The sequence below is a fragment of the Acinetobacter sp. ANC 3832 genome (assembly GCF_002135415.1).
Classification (GTDB): Bacteria; Pseudomonadota; Gammaproteobacteria; order Pseudomonadales; family Moraxellaceae; genus Acinetobacter.
Window position 1 is genome coordinate 1 of record NZ_NEGJ01000023.1, and the last position, 18,814, is coordinate 18,814.

An 18,814-nucleotide genomic window follows, 5' to 3' on the forward strand; every position below is an offset into this window, starting at 1 on the left:
TTTTGTTATTTAATTCTCTCAATAAATCATTCCTTAACCAATCTTTAAAATTCCAATTCGAAATCTTAACATCTCAATCAAGCTACTGATTTATCAGAAGTTTTATTTAACACCACCGCCGATGGATGTGCATTCTACAGCATTCCTAATCCTACACAACCCCCTTTTTAGACTATTTTCATTTATCTCAAACAACAGCTTAATAATTACTCAAAATTGAGGTTTTCGAACAATCGTTACTCATATTTTTTAATATTTCTACAATTTTATTAATTTAAATCTCAAAACAAGCTGAGACAGTCATCCTATCCATTTAAAATTTCGTAAATAATTTTAAAAGCACATAAACAATCGATAATTGCACATCTCATGAAATTCTTATAAAGCTGATGCATAATAAAATAAATGTTTTTACTCATTTAATGCAGGTATCAGTCTAAGTGTTAAATAATGCCTTAATCTAAAGTCTTGAAAAAAGAATAACCCAGATAAAAACGCCAGCCTTAGTCTCGGTTGAGCATAAATCATTAACCTCCAATCACGAATATAAAGAAAATTAAAGTTTGCTCATCAACTATTTTGTAACCTGTAAAAGTATCAGTATCGTATGGTCTTCCTATCCACAACTTATCCAATACCCCTTTGCCTACCTCTATAAGATAAATATTTAAACTTTCTTCAAAAATTACACCATCGGTTGTAAAAACTAGATAGCAATTGCCATATATATGCACAGCTTTTTCTAGGACTTGCCCATGAATATGAATATTTGTTGAGATGCCATCTAAATAAACCTCACACAAGCTTTCTCTAAAATCACTTGCAGCCTGATAACGCTTAAACGTATTTTTTGGGTAAATTTCATCTCATTCTTATTTCTTTAATTCTCAGGCAAAAATGAAAAAAGCCAGTTGACACTGGCTTTAAATTTCCCATTAATTTTACTTCAAAAAACCTGAAACCATATTCATGACATTCTGAATATCACCATTGGCTTCATTGTGATCTGTTGCATCACCTTGTGGTGTTAATGAATTAATAATCTGCGGAAGCACCGAAGAAATCGCACCATATACTTCTTGAGTTGGGACTTGAGCTTGCTGTGCAACTTGCTCTACATCTTGTGAATTAAACAAACCTTGGATTTGCTGTGTAGCGACTTCACTATTGCCTTGGCTTGGATCTACCCAACTTTGTACCTGACCACCCAAACCTGCGCCTTGCAATTTTGCCAAAGCCCCCTGCAGACCACCATTCTGTTGAATCCAACCCAAAACTAAAGGTACAACGGCAATTAATAATGATGATGCATTAAATCCACTTGCTTGTCCGCCTGCCTGAGGTGCTTGTTGCTGTTGCCCGCCAAGACCACCTAAAACTGAACCAAGCATTCCGCCCAATCCACCTTGTTGTTGTCCACCACCTAGACCACCGAGTACTGAACCTAAAATACCACCCAAGCCACCTTGTTGTGATTGTTGTTGTCCACCAAGTGCCTGTTTAGCCAAAATTTCCACAATACTGCTTAAATCTGTCATGAGTTATCCCTTTTCTAAATTATTTGACTCTTTGACAGCATACTGAGCTTTTTATAGAAAATAAAATACGATTTGTTACTTTTTGAAAGAGATTAATTCAACATTTCCATTAATAATTCAAACAATTACCAACGAAATTTATTCCAGTTTTCAGGATTTGCCCAAAATTTTGAGTTAAACCAATCTGGCACATGTTTATAAGTCAAAATATTAAATTGCCATAACGCAAAATTATGTTCATGTGACTTTCTATCAATAAGCTGAGTAAATCCTAAAGAGCGTAAAAGTCGCTCATCATCTAATTTACACGTCACAACAATACGTTTTGCCATCAAATCACGTAACTTGACTAAAAGTTGTGATTTTTGCTGATCCGTAACATCAAGTAATGTTTCAGTATCTAAAAGCACAAATCCCAAATCATAACGTTGGGTAAAAGGCAGACTTAAAAATTCAGTTAAGTTAAAATAGTCCCATTGAATTGTATGATGAGTATTGTATTGCGCTAGGTTTTGCCCAATACACAATGCAGTTGTAATCGGCTGTTCTGCTGATAAATCGTCTAGCATAGAAGTGATGACATTGTATTCAGCCATAACTGCACCTTTATTTGAGTGAGTAATTAAACATGGAACTACAAGGCATTTGCCATAAAATGCATGCAGGTCTTATCGACATTAGTGTAACTGATCAACAAACTCACAAAGCAAATGTTGAATATAAATTTATCTTAGATCGTTCAGAAATTGATCTTCCGTTTCACTTGGGTCAAGAAATTGAACTTGAAGCGACAGGTAATATCTATTGTGTCTCGTGTGGTTCAAAAACACCGAAATCGTATTCACAAGGACATTGCTTTAAATGCATGAAGACTAAAGCGTCTTGTGATATGTGTATTATGAAGCCTGAAACTTGTCACTACCATTTAGGTACATGCCGTGAAGAAAGTTTTGCGCAAGAAGTTTGCTTTCAACCACATATTGTTTATTTGGCCAATTCTAGCGCCTTAAAAGTCGGTATTACTCGTTTAGGACAAATGCCTACACGTTGGTTAGACCAAGGCGCAACCCAAGCTTTACCGATTATGAAAGTTGGTTCTCGTCGTCTATCTGGTCAACTTGAAGTCATGTTTGGTACACAAGTCGCAGACAAAACTGATTGGCGTAAACTTTTAAAAGGCGAAGCTGAACCTGTTAATTTACTACAAGCTCGTGATGAATTACTGATTGAATTTGAATCGCAAATTGATTTGATTCGTGACGAATTTAGTATGAGCTTAGATTTCAATGAGACCGTTGAAATATTAGAAGATGAATTACCACGTGAATTTATTTATCCTGTAGATGAATATCCTGAAAAGATTAAATCGCATAACTTGGATAAAACTCCAATTATTCGAGGCAAATTACAAGGAATTAAAGGTCAATATTTAATTATGGATACAGGTGTCATCAATATTCGTAAATATACAGGTTATGAATTAAAAATTCGGGCTGAATAACACAATAACCTCCATAAAAAAGCGACTGAATTCAGTCGCTTTTTTATTTTAGCTGATCAAGCCCATAATCGCTTGTACAGGATCTTCACTATTCCCCGCCAATAATTTTTTATGCATAGTAATGAGTTGCATGACTTGAATTTGAGCAGTTTCAACATTCATTAACTTTTCGATTTCAGCTGCTAAGTTTTCAGGCGTTGCATCTGATTGAATCAGCTCCTGAATGACTTTCTTACCTGCAACAATATTCGGTAAAGAATAGTACTGAATTTTCACCATCAGCTTAACAATAATATACGTCAGCCAATTCAACTTATAAAACGTCACCATTGGTCTGTGTAAAAGCATTGCTTCCAATGTTGCCGTTCCAGATGCCAAAGCCACAATATTAGAAGCATTCATGACTTGACGACCAATTTTAGATTCTGCATCCAAATTTTCCATCAAACGAACTTTAGAGACCAAACTCTCAGGATATTGCTTTAATAGTTCTTGAATTTGTGATTTTCGCGCATCATTAATTGCAGGAATTAAAAATTCATATTCAGGATATTTTTTATGAATAATTTCTGCTGCACTTAAGACCAATGGTCCAAGTCGTTCAATTTCACCACGGCGGCTACCAGGCAAAAGTGCAATATGTTTTTGACTAAGATCTAAACCGAGTTCTTGCTTTGCATCTAAAATTGAATTTTGCAGAGGCAATTGGCTGGCTAATGGATGACCGACAAATGCAGCAGGCACATCAAACTGTTGATAAAATGCTTTTTCAAAAGGAAATAAACATAAAACCAAATCAATTGATGCTTTAATCCCGTGTACCCGACCCTGACGCCATGCCCAAACAGATGGGCTGACATATTGCACCGTTTTTATGGGTAAATTATGCTGTTTTATACTTTTAGATAAGCGTAAATTAAAATCAGGCGCATCAATACCAATAAAAATATCCACTGGATTTTTAGTCCATGTTTCAACTAAACCATCACGTACTGCAAATAATTTTTTAATATCTTTTAAGACTTCAACTATACCCATCACTGAAAGAATATCCATTGGGTAATAACTATTGAAGCCTTCTGCAATCATTTGAGGACCACCAATTCCTTCAAACTCCGCCTCAATTCCTTGTTCACGAAAACTTCGGATCAGCTTTGCTCCAAGTGTGTCACCTGAAACTTCTCCAACGACTATTCCAATTTTTAGCTTTCGATTCAACAAGACTTGCACCCCTTTTAATAACAAGCATCTTAGCATAGTCCATTTTATCTTGAATCTGGATCGATTTTTTATTCTATGGAAGCGAAAAGTAACTGTTTCTATTATATAGACGCCTTACATAAAACTTTTACCACTCTTGAGCAGAGACAAATTAAAAACTTGTAAGCAATGCTATAATTTTTTGGATGCATTGGCTTTATGGATTAATCTAATTTCACAATCCATACTTAAACATATCCAACTTAATACACAAATTTTTCTAAAAACGCCTAAACAGTTTGATAAAAAGTTAAATTAATCTAATTATTCTTTTCTTCTCAATCATTTTATTCATAATTTCAATTGTCAATATCAATATAAATAAACAATAATATTAATGATAATCATTTTTATTTGAATTTAATGTCTAAAACATACTTCTCCCAACCGTACTTCAAACTCTCGCTTCTCAGCCTTGCTCTACTCAATTTTCAGCACGTTTTTGCTGAAGATATTCAGCATTTAGCTCCTCTGCAATTACAGGCTACAGCAGATGACACCCAGATCAATTCTGAAAAGTCCAAAGCGTATATTGTTAAAAAATCGACTGGTGCAGCTAAACTAAATTTAGATATTAAAGAAACGCCTCAGACTGTGAATGTGGTGACTCGGCAGCAAATGAATGACTTTGCTCTCAACAATTCTCGTGATGTTTTAAGAAATACACCTGGTGTAACAGTCAGCAGCCAAGAAACTGAACGCTCAAGCTATATGGCGCGAGGTTTTGAAATTTCAAATCTCCTGACAGATGGTGTCGGTTTTCCATCGGGTGACTATAATTATAACAATACCAATCCTGATACATTTTTTTATGATCGCATTGAAGTGATCAAAGGTGCAGATGCTCTGACAAATGCCTTTGGTGATCCAAGTGCAACAATCGATTATATTCGCAAACGACCAACTCAAGAATTTCAAGCATCCGCAGGTATGAGCTATGGTTCTTGGGATACCCAACGTTATGAGGCCGATGTGTCTGGTGCATTCACACAAAATGGTCGAATTCGTGGTCGTTTGATGGGTTATGAACAAACTGGAGATTCTTATTTAGATCGTTATTCTTCTGAAAAAAATGGTCTTTCTGGAATTATTGAAGCAGATCTGAGCGACAACACACTACTAACTGTTGGTTATAGCGAAGAACAAAATAAGCCCAATGCAAACAATTGGGGGGCTTTACCTCTCTTAGGTGCTGATGGTCAACAACTTTCTTATAACCGTGATTACAATCCGAACCCAGATTGGGCACATTGGGACAATAAAACTCAAAATGCTTTTGCTGAGTTAAAACAACAGCTCAGTGAAAAATGGACAGCTAAACTGAGCTATAATTATTCAAATATCGATCACAACAGTAAACTACTCTATTATTATGGTTATCCAAACCAAGATGGCTCTGGTGTATCACTTACGCCTTGGGGTGGTAAGGAAAATCAAGAAAGACATTTTGCAGACTTAAATCTACAAGGCTCGTATGCTTTATTTGGGCAAGATCATGAAGCAACGATTGGATATAGTTATATTCAAAGCAAACAACAAGACCACGAAATGTCTGGTACGATCAATGACACTTCTGTTATCAATTCCAGTACAACCAATTGGGCAAGTTGGACGCCTCAATCTGTAACTTGGTCTGGATATAGTGATGCAGCAGACTACACTCAAAAGATCAACTCCTTCTATGCTGCGACGCGATTACACCTCAATGATGATCTTAAACTACTACTTGGGGCAAATTACGTTCAAGCTAAAAATGACGGAATAAGCTACGGCTCATCTGTTGCTTATGATGAAAGTAAAGTTTCCCCGTATGCAGGTATCACCTATAATTTCACCCCTGAATATACAGGTTATTTAAGCTATACCTCAATTTTCCGCCCACAAACTGGGGTTGAAATGGGTACGAATAAAGCATTAAAACCAGTTGAGGGTGAAAGTTATGAAATGGGCATGAAAAGCTCATGGTTAGATGATAAATTGACTGGAACTTTCGCTGTATTTAGAACAGAACAAAGTAATTACCCGCTTCGTCCATCAGATGGCAATCCACTCAATCATAAAACTGAGGTTAGCGATCTCCGCTCTCAAGGTATTGAAGTAGGACTGGCTGGACAATTAACCGATCATCTTCACCTTTCATTTGGTTACACGCAATTTAGTTTAAAAGACTTGAAAAATGGTGGTGAAGCGCGGACGTATAATCCGAACCAGACCCTTAATCTTTTAACTACATATAATATTCCAGCGATACCAAAACTAAAAGTCGGTGCAGCACTGCAATGGCAAGATGCAACTAAGCGTTACGACTCATCAGTAGACAGCACTATCACTCAAGATGCTTATACATTAGTCAACCTAATGACTAGCTATGAATTGAATAAGCATCTTTCTATTCAAGCCAATGCAAATAACATCACAGATAAAAAGTATTTATATAGTTTCCCTGATGGTCAAGCCTATTACGGCCCATCAGCCAACTATAGTGTTGCTGTGCAATTTAAATATTAAAAATCTGCCTAGGTTGGTAACTTAGGCAGATTTTTGGAGTTTTAAATCCTATGCTTCAAATTGAAACAATGTCAATTATTCAGCAACGGCTATTGGTGAGTTATCGATTTTTACTCGCTTTTGTGATGGGCTACTTGTGTACTGCATATTTTTTGATCTGCCTGACCCACCTATTCAATTTACAACTACCCAAAGCTGAATCTATTTATCTGGCTGCATTTATTTCAATTTTAGTTTTTTTAGGCTTTGTGATTTTTAGTTTTTGTATCCACTCTTTAAAAAAATTAAGTCAAATAAGTTTATGTATTTTCCTTTTGTTTTTTAGTTTTTCTCAGTTATTTGGTTGAAGTATATGCAAAAATCTATTCGTCAATCTATGGCATGGTTACACTCATGGACTGGTCTCATTTTTGGTTGGTTGCTTTTTGCCATCTTTTTAATGGGTTCTATGTCCTACTATCGTCATGACATTAACTTATGGATGCAACCACAACTGAGTACAATTCAAGTCAATCAAAGTGTTGCTATTGATACGGCCTATCAATATTTAGAACAACATGCGGGTGATGCAAAAAGTTGGTTTATTGATGTTGCAGATAGCAAAAGCCCAGTTAATCAAATGTATTGGCAAAAAATAGATGGTAGCTATGGCAATAAAACATTAAACCCAACTACTGCGGAAGAAATTACTCTTAGTAATACCCAAGGTGGTGATTTTTTCTATAATTTTCACTTCCAACTGTTTGGCATTCCCTATTTAGTTGGACGTCTGATTGTTTCTTTAGCTGCGTTTATCATGTTAATTGCATTGGTTTCAGGCATAATTACGCATAAAAAAATACTCACTGATTTCTTCACCTTAAGAGCTTTTAAAGGACAACGTTCCTACCTTGATTTTCATAATGTCAGCTCAGTCATTGCCTTACCTTTTTTCCTCACGGTCACTTTCACAGGGCTTGCAATCTTCTTTTACCTATATTTACCTTGGGGAATGCAGAAACTTTATCCTGAAAATAGTTTTCAATATTTTGAGGAGATCAATTCAAAAGTCATTTCAAAACCACCTGAAAATAGTCCTGCAAAAATCTTACCCATGCAAAAACTACAGAACATCGTAAAACAACAGTGGGGAGAAACGGAATACAGCAATATCGATGTTAAAAACCCCAATACTACACATGCACAGATTACATTTACCGAACTCAAAGATCACTCTATTACTCGAAACCAAGCTAAAATTAGCCTAAATGCAATTACAGGTGAAATCACAGAAAATAATAGAAACCAGAGTGCAATCGCAACCTTAAACCAAGGTGTCTACGGCTTACACATGGCAACATTTGCCTCTCCTTTATTACGTTTAGCCCTATTTTTTTCAGGGATTCTTGGTTGTGTAATGATTGCATCAGGACTTTTATTGTGGAGCTTAAAACGCCAATTACAGACTAAAAATCAAAACTTCCATTTGGGCCACTATCTAGTTAATCGGTTAAATATTGCGACCTTTATTGGTTTACCCATTGCAATACTGGCATATTTTTATTGCAATCGCCTTAATCTAATTTCACATAGCACCTTTAGTGAAATTCATACATTTTTTACAGTCTGGCTATTCAGCTTTATTGTGGCTTTACTCACACCAAAACACATTTTATGGAAGTCACAACTGAAACTATTTATTTTATTATCCTTCGGACTGATTGCATTAGATTGCTTTTATTTTATTCAAATACAGCATGTGAAAAGTTTGACAGCATCATGGACTTTTTTAAGCATTGATATTTTTATTCTTTTATTTATGCTCATGGCAATATTTATTCATCAGAAAATCCACCCTATTCGAATAAAAGCCATGCAAAAACTCAAAAAGAAACGTCAAGACTTAAATGCGCAAGAATTCGAAGGTGAAGTATGAGTTTCTTTATTTTATTCATCAGCTTTCTAGTTATTGTCATTGCAATGTCAGGTTTATATTTATGTAGTGAAAGACAAATAAGAAAGACCTTACAAGGACGCTGGGCTTATTTTGCAAAGCATGCCAAAACAACGCGGTGTGTTGCCTATGTACTACTCTGCCTTTCAGGATTGGGATGCATACAGCACTTCGGTTTTTCGATTGGATTTATAAGCTTTTGGATTTTTGCTACCCCTATTATTTTCATGTTGATCATCTATATAAATGATTTAAAAGTACCTCAAAAAGTCAAATAGTGTCTTTAGAAAAAACGAAAGTGATCGCTGATGATGCACCTATGACTTTAGCTTTTTTTTGCATAAGCAAATCAATAATCAAGACAACTACTTATACGAAAAAGTCATAAGATATGCCTGTTTTTTGATATTTGGCAATAATCATGTTTGGTCCAGTCGAATTTATTTTAGCGGGCGTTTTAGTCGGTTTCTGTGTAGGTATTACAGGTGTAGGCGGTGGTTCACTCATGACCCCTATCCTCATTAGCCTATTTCGAATTGAGCCTCACATCGCGATTGGTACAGACCTTTTATATGCCGCTATTTCAAAATTTTGCGGTTCAATGGTCCATGCTAAAAAACTTAATATCGTCTGGCCGATTGTTTTATGGCTTGCACTTGGAAGCCTTCCTGCATCCTTTATTACCCATTGGGTACTGGAAAACTATTTAAGCAGCTCAAGCAGTTATAAAGCCGTATTGACCATGGTACTTGGCTTCATGCTCACTTTGACGGGCTTATCTATTATGTTCCGCGCGCAAATTGAAAAATTCTTTGATAAATTTCGCGCTGAAAAGAAAAATAATGATGAAGATGAAAAATTCAATATTGATGGTAAACGCACTTATGTTGTGATTATGGGCATTATTTTAGGTGTATTCGTTACTCTATCTTCTGTAGGTGCAGGCGCATTTGGTGTCATGGCATTAATTCTCATGTTCCCTAATTTACCAATGATTCGTATTATTGGTTCAGATGTTGTACATGCAGTATTGCTGACATCTGTGGCAGGTTTTGCACATATGTCTTCAGGTAATGTTGATTTTCATTTATTGGGATGGTTATTGGTTGGATCTATTCCTGCAATTATTATTGGTACATTAATTAGTTCACGTATGCCAGAAAAACTTATCCGTAAAGTGCTGGGTATTACACTTTTTGCGCTAGGAATCAATTTTATGGTGAACCCTATAAAATCAAAACCTGTTGAAAAACCTCATATAGCCATGCTTATTGTTACTGAAAAATCGAGCAATATATAAGTAAATTCGGCTTTAAATAAGCGAATTTAACCCGTTTAGTGGTGTTTTATATAGCAAATTATTGATCAAAACGTGTTATATTCAAGCCACTAAAAATACTTTGTATCATCTAATACCAGTGACGGCAATGAATACACTAAAGTCAAATCCTATTACTCAATCAGACATTGATGACGTGAATGTACAAAGCATTCAAACACTTGTAACTCCAGCTGAACTTAAAGCTGAGCTTCCACTTAATGATGCAGCCTATCAAACGGTACTTCATGGTCGTGAAACAGTCCGCAATATTTTAGATGGTCATGATAAACGTCTTTTTGTTGTGATTGGACCGTGTTCTATTCATGATACCGTAGCTGCTCATGATTATGCAGATCGCTTAAAAGTTTTAAGTGAAAAAGTCAAAGATACGCTTTATATCATCATGCGTGTTTATTTTGAGAAACCACGTACAACTGTGGGTTGGAAAGGTTTAGTAAATGACCCTGATATGAATGACTCTTTCAACATTGAAAAAGGTCTTCGTCTTGGTCGTAAACTTTTGCTTGAATTGAACCAAAAAGGTTTGCCATGTGCGACTGAAGCACTTGATCCAAACTCACCACAGTATTATCAAGATTTAATTTCTTGGTCTGCGATTGGTGCACGTACCACAGAAAGCCAAACACATCGTGAAATGTCTTCGGGTCTTTCATCCCCTGTTGGTTTTAAAAATGGTACAGATGGTGGTTTAACCGTTGCAACCAATGCTATGCAATCTGTTAAACATGGTCACAGCTTCCTTGGTTTAAATAACGAAGGTCAAGTTTCTGTAATTCGTACCAAAGGTAATCCATACGCACATGTTGTATTACGTGGTGGTAATGGTAAACCAAATTATGATGCAGGTTCTGTTGCAGATGCTGAAAATGCTTTGGCTAAAGCAAAAGTAAGCAATAAGATTATGATTGATACCAGTCATGCCAATTCAAATAAAGACCCGTACTTACAACCTCTTGTTCTTAAAAATATTACAGAACAAATTCTAGACGGTAATAAGTCTATTGTAGGTATTATGGTTGAAAGTCACATCAAAGGTGGGCGTCAGGATATCCCTGAGAACCTTGCTGATTTAGAATATGGTAAATCAGTGACTGATGGCTGTATCGATTGGGAAACGACTGAAAAAGCATTGCTAGAAATGGATGCCGCTTTAAAAGAAGTTTTACCAAAACGATAAGTGAATAACGAACGCCATCCTTTGTGATGGCGTTTTTGTTTTAAAGGTTGATAAGTACTATGAATGATATTGAAACTGAATTAACACACATTCCAAACTTTCAGTTTGTTCATGAGCATCTTTTTAGTTCAGGACAACCTTCGGCAGAACAATTAAAACAAATTAAAGAGTATGGTGTCGATACGGTCATTAACTTAGCCTTTACCGATGCTGAACCACATTTAGCACATGAAGATAAAATTTGTGCTGAATTAGGTCTGAACTATGTTCAAATCCCGATTCTTTGGGATACACCTGCGGATGATCAATGCTTATTTGTACTTGATCTGATTGAACACTTGGTTGCAGGTAAAATGGTTTGGGTACATTGTGCAGGCAATAAACGTGTCAGTTGCCTAATGTATTTATATCGCCAATATTTTATGAATATTGATATGCCAACAGCCCAAGACCTTATGCACCAAATTTGGGAACCAAATGAGACATGGACAGGTTTAATCCATGCCGTCTCATTGCAATTACAAGGCCGTAAATCGACCTTAGAATTACAACATTCTTTAATGAATGCGGATCAATTTTCGTAATCAGGATTATCTGTATACTAGACTTTATTTGCTTGGTCGATGTGCAATTAAAACAGTTGCCATCGACAGAATGCCTTCCTGACGCCCTGTAAAACCTAATTTTTCTGTCGTTGTTGCTTTTACACTAATTTGGGTTACATCTACATCTAAAACATCTGCAATACTTTGACGCATTTCCAAATTGTGTTTTGCTAATTTTGGACGTTCACAAGCGACTGTAATATCTGCATTATTTAAAGCATAGCCACGATCTAAAATCAGTTGATAAACGTGTTTAAGTAATTCACGGCTGTCAGCACCTTTAAAATCAGGATCTGTGTCTGGGAAATGCTGACCAATATCCCCTAAAGCCAAAGCACCCAATAAAGCATCACATAATGCATGTAACACAACATCACCATCAGAATGTGCTTTTAAGCCATGTGAATGTGGAATTTTAACCCCTGCCAAAGTCACAAAATCACCTTCTTCGAAGGCATGTACATCCATTCCCTGTCCAATACGGATTTGAGCGATCATTTAAAGCTCCTTTATGCAGTTTTTAAATTTGAAAATGTTGTATTCATACTTTCTATTTCGCTATAGTAGGCATGCAAACATTGTGAAAGTATAAGCGATCATGCTGTTGAAAACCGAGACTAATCTGATTAAAAATATTGTTTCAGCTCTATTTATAGGCTTTTGTGGAACAACGATCACGCATGCCTATCCAATTCAATGTGAAAAGCCACATTTAACATTGGATAAACGCCTATGTAGTGATCATTTAAAAGAATTACGCACTGAGTTAAATGAAAAATATCTGACAGCATATTTAATCACGGATGCGCCAATTCGATTAATTGATGATACCAATCAACTGTGGTTAGACCGAGTTCGTCAATGCAAAGGTGTAGAATGTATTAAGCAGCAATTTGATATTCGACTGGAGGATTTGAATTTTTATACCTCAATGAATCAAAGCCTAACACAACATTTTATCAAATATGAAAATGGTGTTATTGCTAAACAACCAATACATTTACAAGTTCATCAACTCACTAAAGATCGTATTAAAATTGAAGGAATGGCTTATCGCAATCCCAACAATCGTAAAGACACTCAAATTATTTCTTTACTTGCCTATACGACACCCAACAAAAAAAATGAAATTTTAGATAATGAACATGACTGTAAATATCAGCTCAACTTTCAAAAAGCACTCTTAACTGTAAAAACACAACAAAAAGGTTGTGAACGCTTTACTGGAATTTATCGCTTATATGATTAAACTCGTCTAGTTGAAAGCGCAAATTATTAAACCAATATAAAATAAGACAGTGCTGGAAAATGGATGAGTGCACAATAAAAATTTAATTCACTGTTCACTTTTAATACCTACCTAATATTTCATAAAAAGCCCAACCGAAATTGAGCTTTTTCATTTAATTCATAAATACACTGAAATTATTTACCTGGTTTAAAACTATCTTTTAAATCTAAGATACGGTTAAACACGGGTTTTTCAGCAGTATGATCATATTGATCAGCAACAAAATAACCTTCACGTTCAAACTGGAAACGATCTTCAGCTTTTGCTTGAGCTAATGCAGGTTCAATTACCGCTTGCAGGACAGTCAGCGAATCAGGATTCAAGTTCGCGAGAAAGTCATCATCTGCATCTGGTGCAGCTTCAGTAAATAAACGGTCATAAACACGTACTTCTGCAACAATACCTTTGTCTGCTGAAACCCAATGTACAACGCCCTTCACTTTACGACCTTCTGGATTTTTTCCTAAAGTTTCAGGATCGATTGAACATTTAAGTTCAACCACTTCACCATTGGCATCTTTAATCACTTCATCGCATTTAATTACATAAGCATGACGTAAACGTACTTCACCTTCAGGAATTAGACGTTTGAAGCCTTTTGGTGGAACTTCTTCAAAATCTTTACGATCTATATAAATTTCTTTAGATAAAGGAATAATACGCTCGCCCATATCGACATTTGGATGACGAGAATGGCTTAAATCCATATCTTCAGGAAGATTAGTTAATGTCACTTTGAGTGGATTCAGTACCGCCATACCACGTGCAGCCGTGTTTTCTAAAGATTGGCGAATACAGAACTCAAGCATTGCTACATCAACAATACCATCGGTTTTAGAAACACCAACACGTTTACAGAAATCACGTAAACCTTCAGCAGTAAAACCACGACGACGCATACCTACCACTGTTGGCATACGTGGATCATCCCAACCATGAACGTGATTGCCTTCAACTAATTTACGTAGTTTACGCTTCGAGGTAATCGTATAATCAATATTTAAGCGGCTAGATTCGTACTGGTGTGGTACAGATGGCGATTTTACTTTTTCTACAACCCAATCATAGAATGGACGATGATCTTGGAATTCAAGTGTACATAAAGAATGGGTAATGCCTTCTATTGCATCTGATAATGGATGTGCATAATCGTACATCGGATACATTTTCCATGTATCCCCTGTTTGATGATGATCTGAATGTAAAACACGATACAAAATAGGATCACGCATATGTACATTTGGAGAGGCCATATCAATTTTGGCACGTAGAACAGCTTTTCCTTCGCCCAATTCACCGTTATTCATTTGTGCAAAACGTGCTAAGTTTTCTGCAACTGAAGTTTCACGGTAAGGTGAATTTTTACCTAAATCGACAAAATTACCACGGTTTAAACGAATTTCTTCAGGACTTTGCAAATCAACATAAGCATCGCCCTGTTCAATCAATTGAATTGCCCAAGCATGTAATTGGTCAAAATAGCTTGATGCATAACGAGGTTCACCATTCCAGTTAAAACCTAACCATTTCACATCGTTGGCAATACCATCGACATATTCTTGTTCTTCTGCATCAGGGTTTGTATCGTCAAAACGTAAATTACATAAACCACCAAACTCTTGCGCAATACCAAAATTAAGGCAAATTGCTTTCACATGGCCAATATGTAAATAGCCATTTGGTTCTGGTGGGAAGCGTGTCACAACAGTTTGCGTACGCCCTGCTGCTAAATCTTCTGTAATGACTTGACGTACAAAGTCTAAGCCTGCCTGTTGTTCTTGCTGCACAGCATCGACAGATGTATTACTGGTTGTCGGGTTCTTTGGCAGTTCTGAAACAACATCATTTGGCTTCATAGTTGATAAATCACTTCTATAAGATAAAATAGGATAATTAAAACGCGATTCTGAGTTTATTAACAAAGAAAATTACGTTTTTGCTTGCCTTGTAGTTTACAGTTTGCTTATGCTTCTCTCAACCACAAACCCATGGCTTTTTTGTCCATGATCAGGAGATTATAGAATGAGTTTTCCTCAAGTCGAATTAAATACCAATAAAGGTCGTATTGTTCTTGAACTTAACAATGAAAAAGCACCGATTACTGTTGCTAACTTTTTAGAATATGTTCGTGATGGTTTTTATGATGGCGTTATCTTCCACCGTGTTATTGAAAACTTCATGGTACAAGGCGGCGGCATGGATGAAAACTTCAAAGAAAAAACAACACGTGATTCTATTGAGAATGAAGCTGATAACGGTTTAAGCAATGACGAAGGTACAGTTGCTATGGCGCGTACTCAAGCACCTCACTCTGCTTCTGCTCAATTCTTCATTAACGTAAAAGATAACTCATTCCTTAACCACACTGGCAAAACAGCACAAGGTTGGGGTTATGCAGTATTTGGTAAAGTAACTGAAGGTTTAGATATCGTTGAAGCAATTAAAGGTGTTCGCACAGGTAACCGTGGTTATCATGCTGATGTTCCTTTAGAAAATGTTGTGATTGAATCTGCTAAAATTATCTCTGAATAATTTTTAATTCTCCTAATTTACCTTTATTAAAGCACGGAAAAATCCCAATGTTTAAATAAAGGTAATTCCTCTCTTTATAAAGAGAGATTGGGGGAATTACTAAGTAGGAAAAATAATTGACCTATTTGTTTATCGCTGATTTACATTTGTCACCTGAACACCCTCGACTCATTCGGGGGTTTTTAGATTTATTGAATCAATATCAAAGTAAAAATACTCAACTGTATATTTTGGGTGATTGGTTTAATGCATGGATTGGTGATGATTACACTGCTCCATGGCTTGATGAAATTGTTGAACATTTAAAAAAATTTACTCAAGCAGGTAATCAAATTTTCTTTTTAGTGGGTAATCGTGACTTTGCTTTAGGGAGAAAATTCCTTAATCAATTTAACGGCACACTGCTTCCTGATGAATATATATTAAATATTGCCAATAAAAAATTCAAAATAGAACATGGCGATGCTTTATGTACAGATGATGTGTCGTATCAACGATTTAGACGAGTTATTCGTAACCCACTTCTATTAATGTTGATTAAAAGTACACCTTTAAGCTTTAGACAAAAATTAGCGAATGGTTTCCGTAAGAAAAGTCGTGAATCTCAGCAATATAAAACTTATGACATTATGGATGTGAATACTCAAGCTGTAGATCATGCTTTAAATCATGTTGATGTTCTGATTCATGGGCATACGCATCGCCCTGAAATTCACGATGTGAATGGTAAACCACGCATTGTTTTGGGAGATTGGCGTGAGCGAACGTCAGAAGCCATGATTTTAGAAGTAGATGAAAATGGTGAATGGCAATTGATTAAATGGAATTTGAAATAAAAGCACTTATTAAAAAGTGATTTTTCACGTTTATTTACTATTTAAACGATCAAAAAAGTAAGATAAGAATATACTACATCGTAAATTTACGATATATGAGCAAACCTCATGGATTTATTAAACGTCTCAAAAACTCGCTATACCACCAAAGCTTATAATCCCGAAAAGAAAATCCCTCAGGAAACATTTAATAGGCTCCTTGAAATTTTACGTCTTACCCCTTCTTCTATTAATATCCAACCATGGCACTTCTTCATTGCAGAGAATCAAGCTGCTAAAGAACGCATTGCCAAATCTTTGGTTGGTAAATATGCTTACAACGCCCCTAAAGTTTTAGATTCATCACACACTATTTTATTTTGTACCAAAGCAGATATTAGTGAACAACATCTTGAAAACTTACTCAATCAAGATGATTTAAGTGGTCGTTTTAAAGATGAAAAAGCCAAACAAGGCCAGAAAGATAGTCGTACAGGTTATGTTGATTATTATCGTACTGAAAAAGGTGATATTCAACGTTGGGCAGAAAATCAAACTTTTATTGCCTTGGGTCAAATCTTACTTGCAGCAGGCATTGAAGGTATTGATGCAACACCCATCGGTGGTTTTGATGAAGATATCATCACCCAAGAATTAAAACTGACAGAACAAGGCTTGGTCCCATCTGTTCTACTTACATTAGGCTATCGCAGTGAATCAGATTTCAATGCAAAACTACCTAAATCACGATTAAATAAAGAACAAATTTTTACTCAGCTTTAACTTTTAGTTTAAATTATAAAATAGAGGGTACTTGCCCTCTATTTTATTAATATGAATATTTATAATTTTTCATCTATTTACATCAGCTCATATCTAGTTAAACTAGAATATGTACTAGATAGATAAAAAGTATCTATCTAAAATCAGTAAATTCTTATTTCTAAATAAATAGACATCTTACATAAGTCATTATTACCTCTTTTACTACTCGAAGAAGATAAATAAAAGATCTTATATAAGATGCCCTATCTCTACAACATACATAATCTTTAAACAGGATGTGACGTCGCAATTTCCTGACTAATCATGACTGCTGTAGCTGCAGATAACGTCCAACCTAAATGCCCATGTCCTGTATTATAGAACACACGTTCGCGTTTTCCTCTGCGTACTACTGGCATCATATTTGGCATCATCGGTCTTAAACCAGCCCAAGGAATACAATGTTCTGTGGAAATATCAAAGTTTTGATTAACCCAACCAATTAATGGCTGAATTCGATCAGAACGGATATCTCGGTTATAACCATTAAATTCGGCGGTTCCAGCAATACGTAAGCGATTGGCACCTAATCGTGAGGTCACAATTTTTGCACTTTCATCGAGCAAGCTGACCCACGGTGCGCCATTGATACTTTTTTCATCATCCAATTGTACGGTGATTGAATAGCCTTTTACGGGATAAACATTAACACGATCACCCAGTTGATTTGCCAATTGATAGCTACCCACGCCTCCACAAACTACAACTGCATCAGCTTGAATTTGCTCTACAGCAACAGCTTGGGTTTCCATGTTTTCAACGCTTGGATGGTATTTAATATTTACACCTTTGGCATGATGTTCTACGTCGACCACCTCCATTCCAAATAAATATTTAACCCCATATTTTTCAGTAACTTTCGCTAAACCTGTGGTGAATTTATGAATATCACCTGTTGCATCACCTGGACAAAAGAAACCGCCAAAATATTCACCTTTTAGACTTGGTTCAATTTGTTTAATTTCAGTAGGGCTGACTGCATAGCGCTCTAGACCACCACCATTCAATACACCATTCACTTGTGTCGCAACAGCATAGTCTTGTTCTGAATGATAAAAATGCAGAATGCCACGTTTTTCTAAATCAAAATCAATGCCTTCTTGCTCTGCAATTTTAAATAAACGTTCACGTGCCATTAAAGCCAATTTAACGGTATCGTGAGTATTACTTTCATAATGTTTGATATGACCTAAGAATTCGACTAGCCATGCATATTTATGTAAATCAAAAGATGGATTGAGCAATAATGGGGCATCTTTTTTCGCCATCCATTTTATACCCTTTAATACTGTCGATTTTTGATTCCATACTTCCGCATTACAAGCAGACAATTGCCCACCATTTGCAAAAGATGTTTCCATCGCAGGGAAAAGATGTTTATCAATAACAGTAACTTGATAACCTAATTGAGAAAGTTCGTAGGCAGTTGTTACACCTGTAATACCTGAACCAATCACGACAATATGACACATAAATACACTCCTTTG

At 35.9% G+C, this 18,814-nt stretch carries 18 protein-coding genes; 11 read left to right on the top strand and 7 right to left on the bottom strand.

The annotated features are described in order from the left end of the window. Nucleotides 1-527 precede the first annotated feature (527 nt). The 3 genes from B9T35_RS17465 to B9T35_RS17475 all read right to left on the bottom strand — a co-directional run bounded on the left by B9T35_RS17465 (nt 528) and on the right by B9T35_RS17475 (nt 2,134). On the bottom strand, nt 528-803 hold the full coding sequence (locus tag B9T35_RS17465) for a hypothetical protein (protein WP_086192483.1): 276 nt from the start codon (nt 801-803) through the stop codon (nt 528-530). Nucleotides 804-941: 138 nt separating this feature from the next. Further along, entirely contained in the window at nt 942-1,538 is a 597-nt protein-coding gene (locus B9T35_RS17470; RefSeq protein WP_086192484.1) for a YidB family protein, read from the bottom strand. Between the two features lie 125 nt (nt 1,539-1,663). Then, nucleotides 1,664-2,134 (bottom strand): DUF6231 family protein, encoded by a 471-nt coding sequence (locus B9T35_RS17475; RefSeq protein ID WP_086192485.1) that lies wholly within the window; start codon nt 2,132-2,134, stop codon nt 1,664-1,666. A gap of 32 nt (nt 2,135-2,166) precedes the next feature. Here B9T35_RS17475 and B9T35_RS17480 point away from each other — a divergent pair, with 32 nt between their 5' ends. After that, nucleotides 2,167-3,039, top strand: a complete 873-nt coding sequence (locus B9T35_RS17480; RefSeq protein WP_086192486.1) for a DUF2797 domain-containing protein — start codon at nt 2,167-2,169, stop codon at nt 3,037-3,039. Between the two features lie 48 nt (nt 3,040-3,087). On the opposite strand, the gene lpxB is transcribed toward B9T35_RS17480, so the two are convergent. After that, nucleotides 3,088-4,260 (bottom strand): lipid-A-disaccharide synthase, encoded by a 1,173-nt coding sequence (gene lpxB, locus B9T35_RS17485; protein ID WP_086192520.1) that lies wholly within the window; start codon nt 4,258-4,260, stop codon nt 3,088-3,090. Between the two features lie 402 nt (nt 4,261-4,662). Here lpxB and B9T35_RS17490 point away from each other — a divergent pair, with 402 nt between their 5' ends. The 6 genes from B9T35_RS17490 (at nt 4,663) to B9T35_RS17520 (ending at nt 11,843) form a co-directional block, all read left to right on the top strand. Further along, nucleotides 4,663-6,807, top strand: a complete 2,145-nt coding sequence (locus tag B9T35_RS17490; RefSeq protein ID WP_086192487.1) for a TonB-dependent siderophore receptor — start codon at nt 4,663-4,665, stop codon at nt 6,805-6,807. 68 nt (nt 6,808-6,875) lie between these two features. Then, on the top strand, nt 6,876-7,154 hold the full coding sequence (locus B9T35_RS18750) for a hypothetical protein (protein WP_416202462.1): 279 nt from the start codon (nt 6,876-6,878) through the stop codon (nt 7,152-7,154). A gap of 5 nt (nt 7,155-7,159) precedes the next feature. After that, nucleotides 7,160-8,722 (top strand): PepSY-associated TM helix domain-containing protein, encoded by a 1,563-nt coding sequence (locus B9T35_RS17500; RefSeq protein ID WP_086192489.1) that lies wholly within the window; start codon nt 7,160-7,162, stop codon nt 8,720-8,722. A 439-nt stretch (nt 8,723-9,161) separates the two neighbouring features. Beyond that, nucleotides 9,162-10,040 (top strand): sulfite exporter TauE/SafE family protein, encoded by an 879-nt coding sequence (locus B9T35_RS17510; RefSeq protein ID WP_086192491.1) that lies wholly within the window; start codon nt 9,162-9,164, stop codon nt 10,038-10,040. Between the two features lie 127 nt (nt 10,041-10,167). Further along, a complete protein-coding gene (locus B9T35_RS17515) occupies nt 10,168-11,259 on the top strand; it encodes a 3-deoxy-7-phosphoheptulonate synthase (RefSeq protein ID WP_086192492.1) in 1,092 nt (363 codons plus the stop codon). A 59-nt stretch (nt 11,260-11,318) separates the two neighbouring features. After that, complete coding sequence (locus B9T35_RS17520) at nt 11,319-11,843, top strand: protein tyrosine phosphatase family protein (protein ID WP_086192493.1); 525 nt, start codon at nt 11,319-11,321, stop codon at nt 11,841-11,843. Nucleotides 11,844-11,867: 24 nt separating this feature from the next. Here B9T35_RS17520 and ispF read toward each other — a convergent pair whose 3' ends face one another. Beyond that, on the bottom strand, nt 11,868-12,362 hold the full coding sequence (gene ispF, locus B9T35_RS17525) for a 2-C-methyl-D-erythritol 2,4-cyclodiphosphate synthase (protein ID WP_086192494.1): 495 nt from the start codon (nt 12,360-12,362) through the stop codon (nt 11,868-11,870). Between the two features lie 100 nt (nt 12,363-12,462). On the opposite strand from ispF, the gene B9T35_RS17530 reads away from it, so the two are divergent. Then, nucleotides 12,463-13,113, top strand: a complete 651-nt coding sequence (locus B9T35_RS17530; protein WP_086192495.1) for a hypothetical protein — start codon at nt 12,463-12,465, stop codon at nt 13,111-13,113. A gap of 176 nt (nt 13,114-13,289) precedes the next feature. On the opposite strand, the gene B9T35_RS17535 is transcribed toward B9T35_RS17530, so the two are convergent. Beyond that, complete coding sequence (locus B9T35_RS17535; RefSeq protein ID WP_086192496.1) at nt 13,290-15,011, bottom strand: glutamine--tRNA ligase/YqeY domain fusion protein; 1,722 nt, start codon at nt 15,009-15,011, stop codon at nt 13,290-13,292. 166 nt (nt 15,012-15,177) lie between these two features. On the opposite strand from B9T35_RS17535, the gene B9T35_RS17540 reads away from it, so the two are divergent. The 3 genes from B9T35_RS17540 (at nt 15,178) to nfsB (ending at nt 17,285) form a co-directional block, all read left to right on the top strand. Then, nucleotides 15,178-15,687, top strand: a complete 510-nt coding sequence (locus B9T35_RS17540) for a peptidylprolyl isomerase (protein ID WP_086192497.1) — start codon at nt 15,178-15,180, stop codon at nt 15,685-15,687. A gap of 116 nt (nt 15,688-15,803) precedes the next feature. Then, nucleotides 15,804-16,523: a UDP-2,3-diacylglucosamine diphosphatase gene (locus B9T35_RS17545; RefSeq protein ID WP_086192498.1), complete on the top strand. Its 720-nt coding sequence runs from the start codon at nt 15,804-15,806 to the stop codon at nt 16,521-16,523. Between the two features lie 108 nt (nt 16,524-16,631). Beyond that, nucleotides 16,632-17,285, top strand: a complete 654-nt coding sequence (nfsB, locus tag B9T35_RS17550) for an oxygen-insensitive NAD(P)H nitroreductase (protein ID WP_086192500.1) — start codon at nt 16,632-16,634, stop codon at nt 17,283-17,285. A gap of 269 nt (nt 17,286-17,554) precedes the next feature. On the opposite strand, the gene B9T35_RS17555 is transcribed toward nfsB, so the two are convergent. Further along, nucleotides 17,555-18,799: a D-amino acid dehydrogenase gene (locus B9T35_RS17555; protein WP_086192502.1), complete on the bottom strand. Its 1,245-nt coding sequence runs from the start codon at nt 18,797-18,799 to the stop codon at nt 17,555-17,557. Nucleotides 18,800-18,814: the final 15 nt, after the last annotated feature.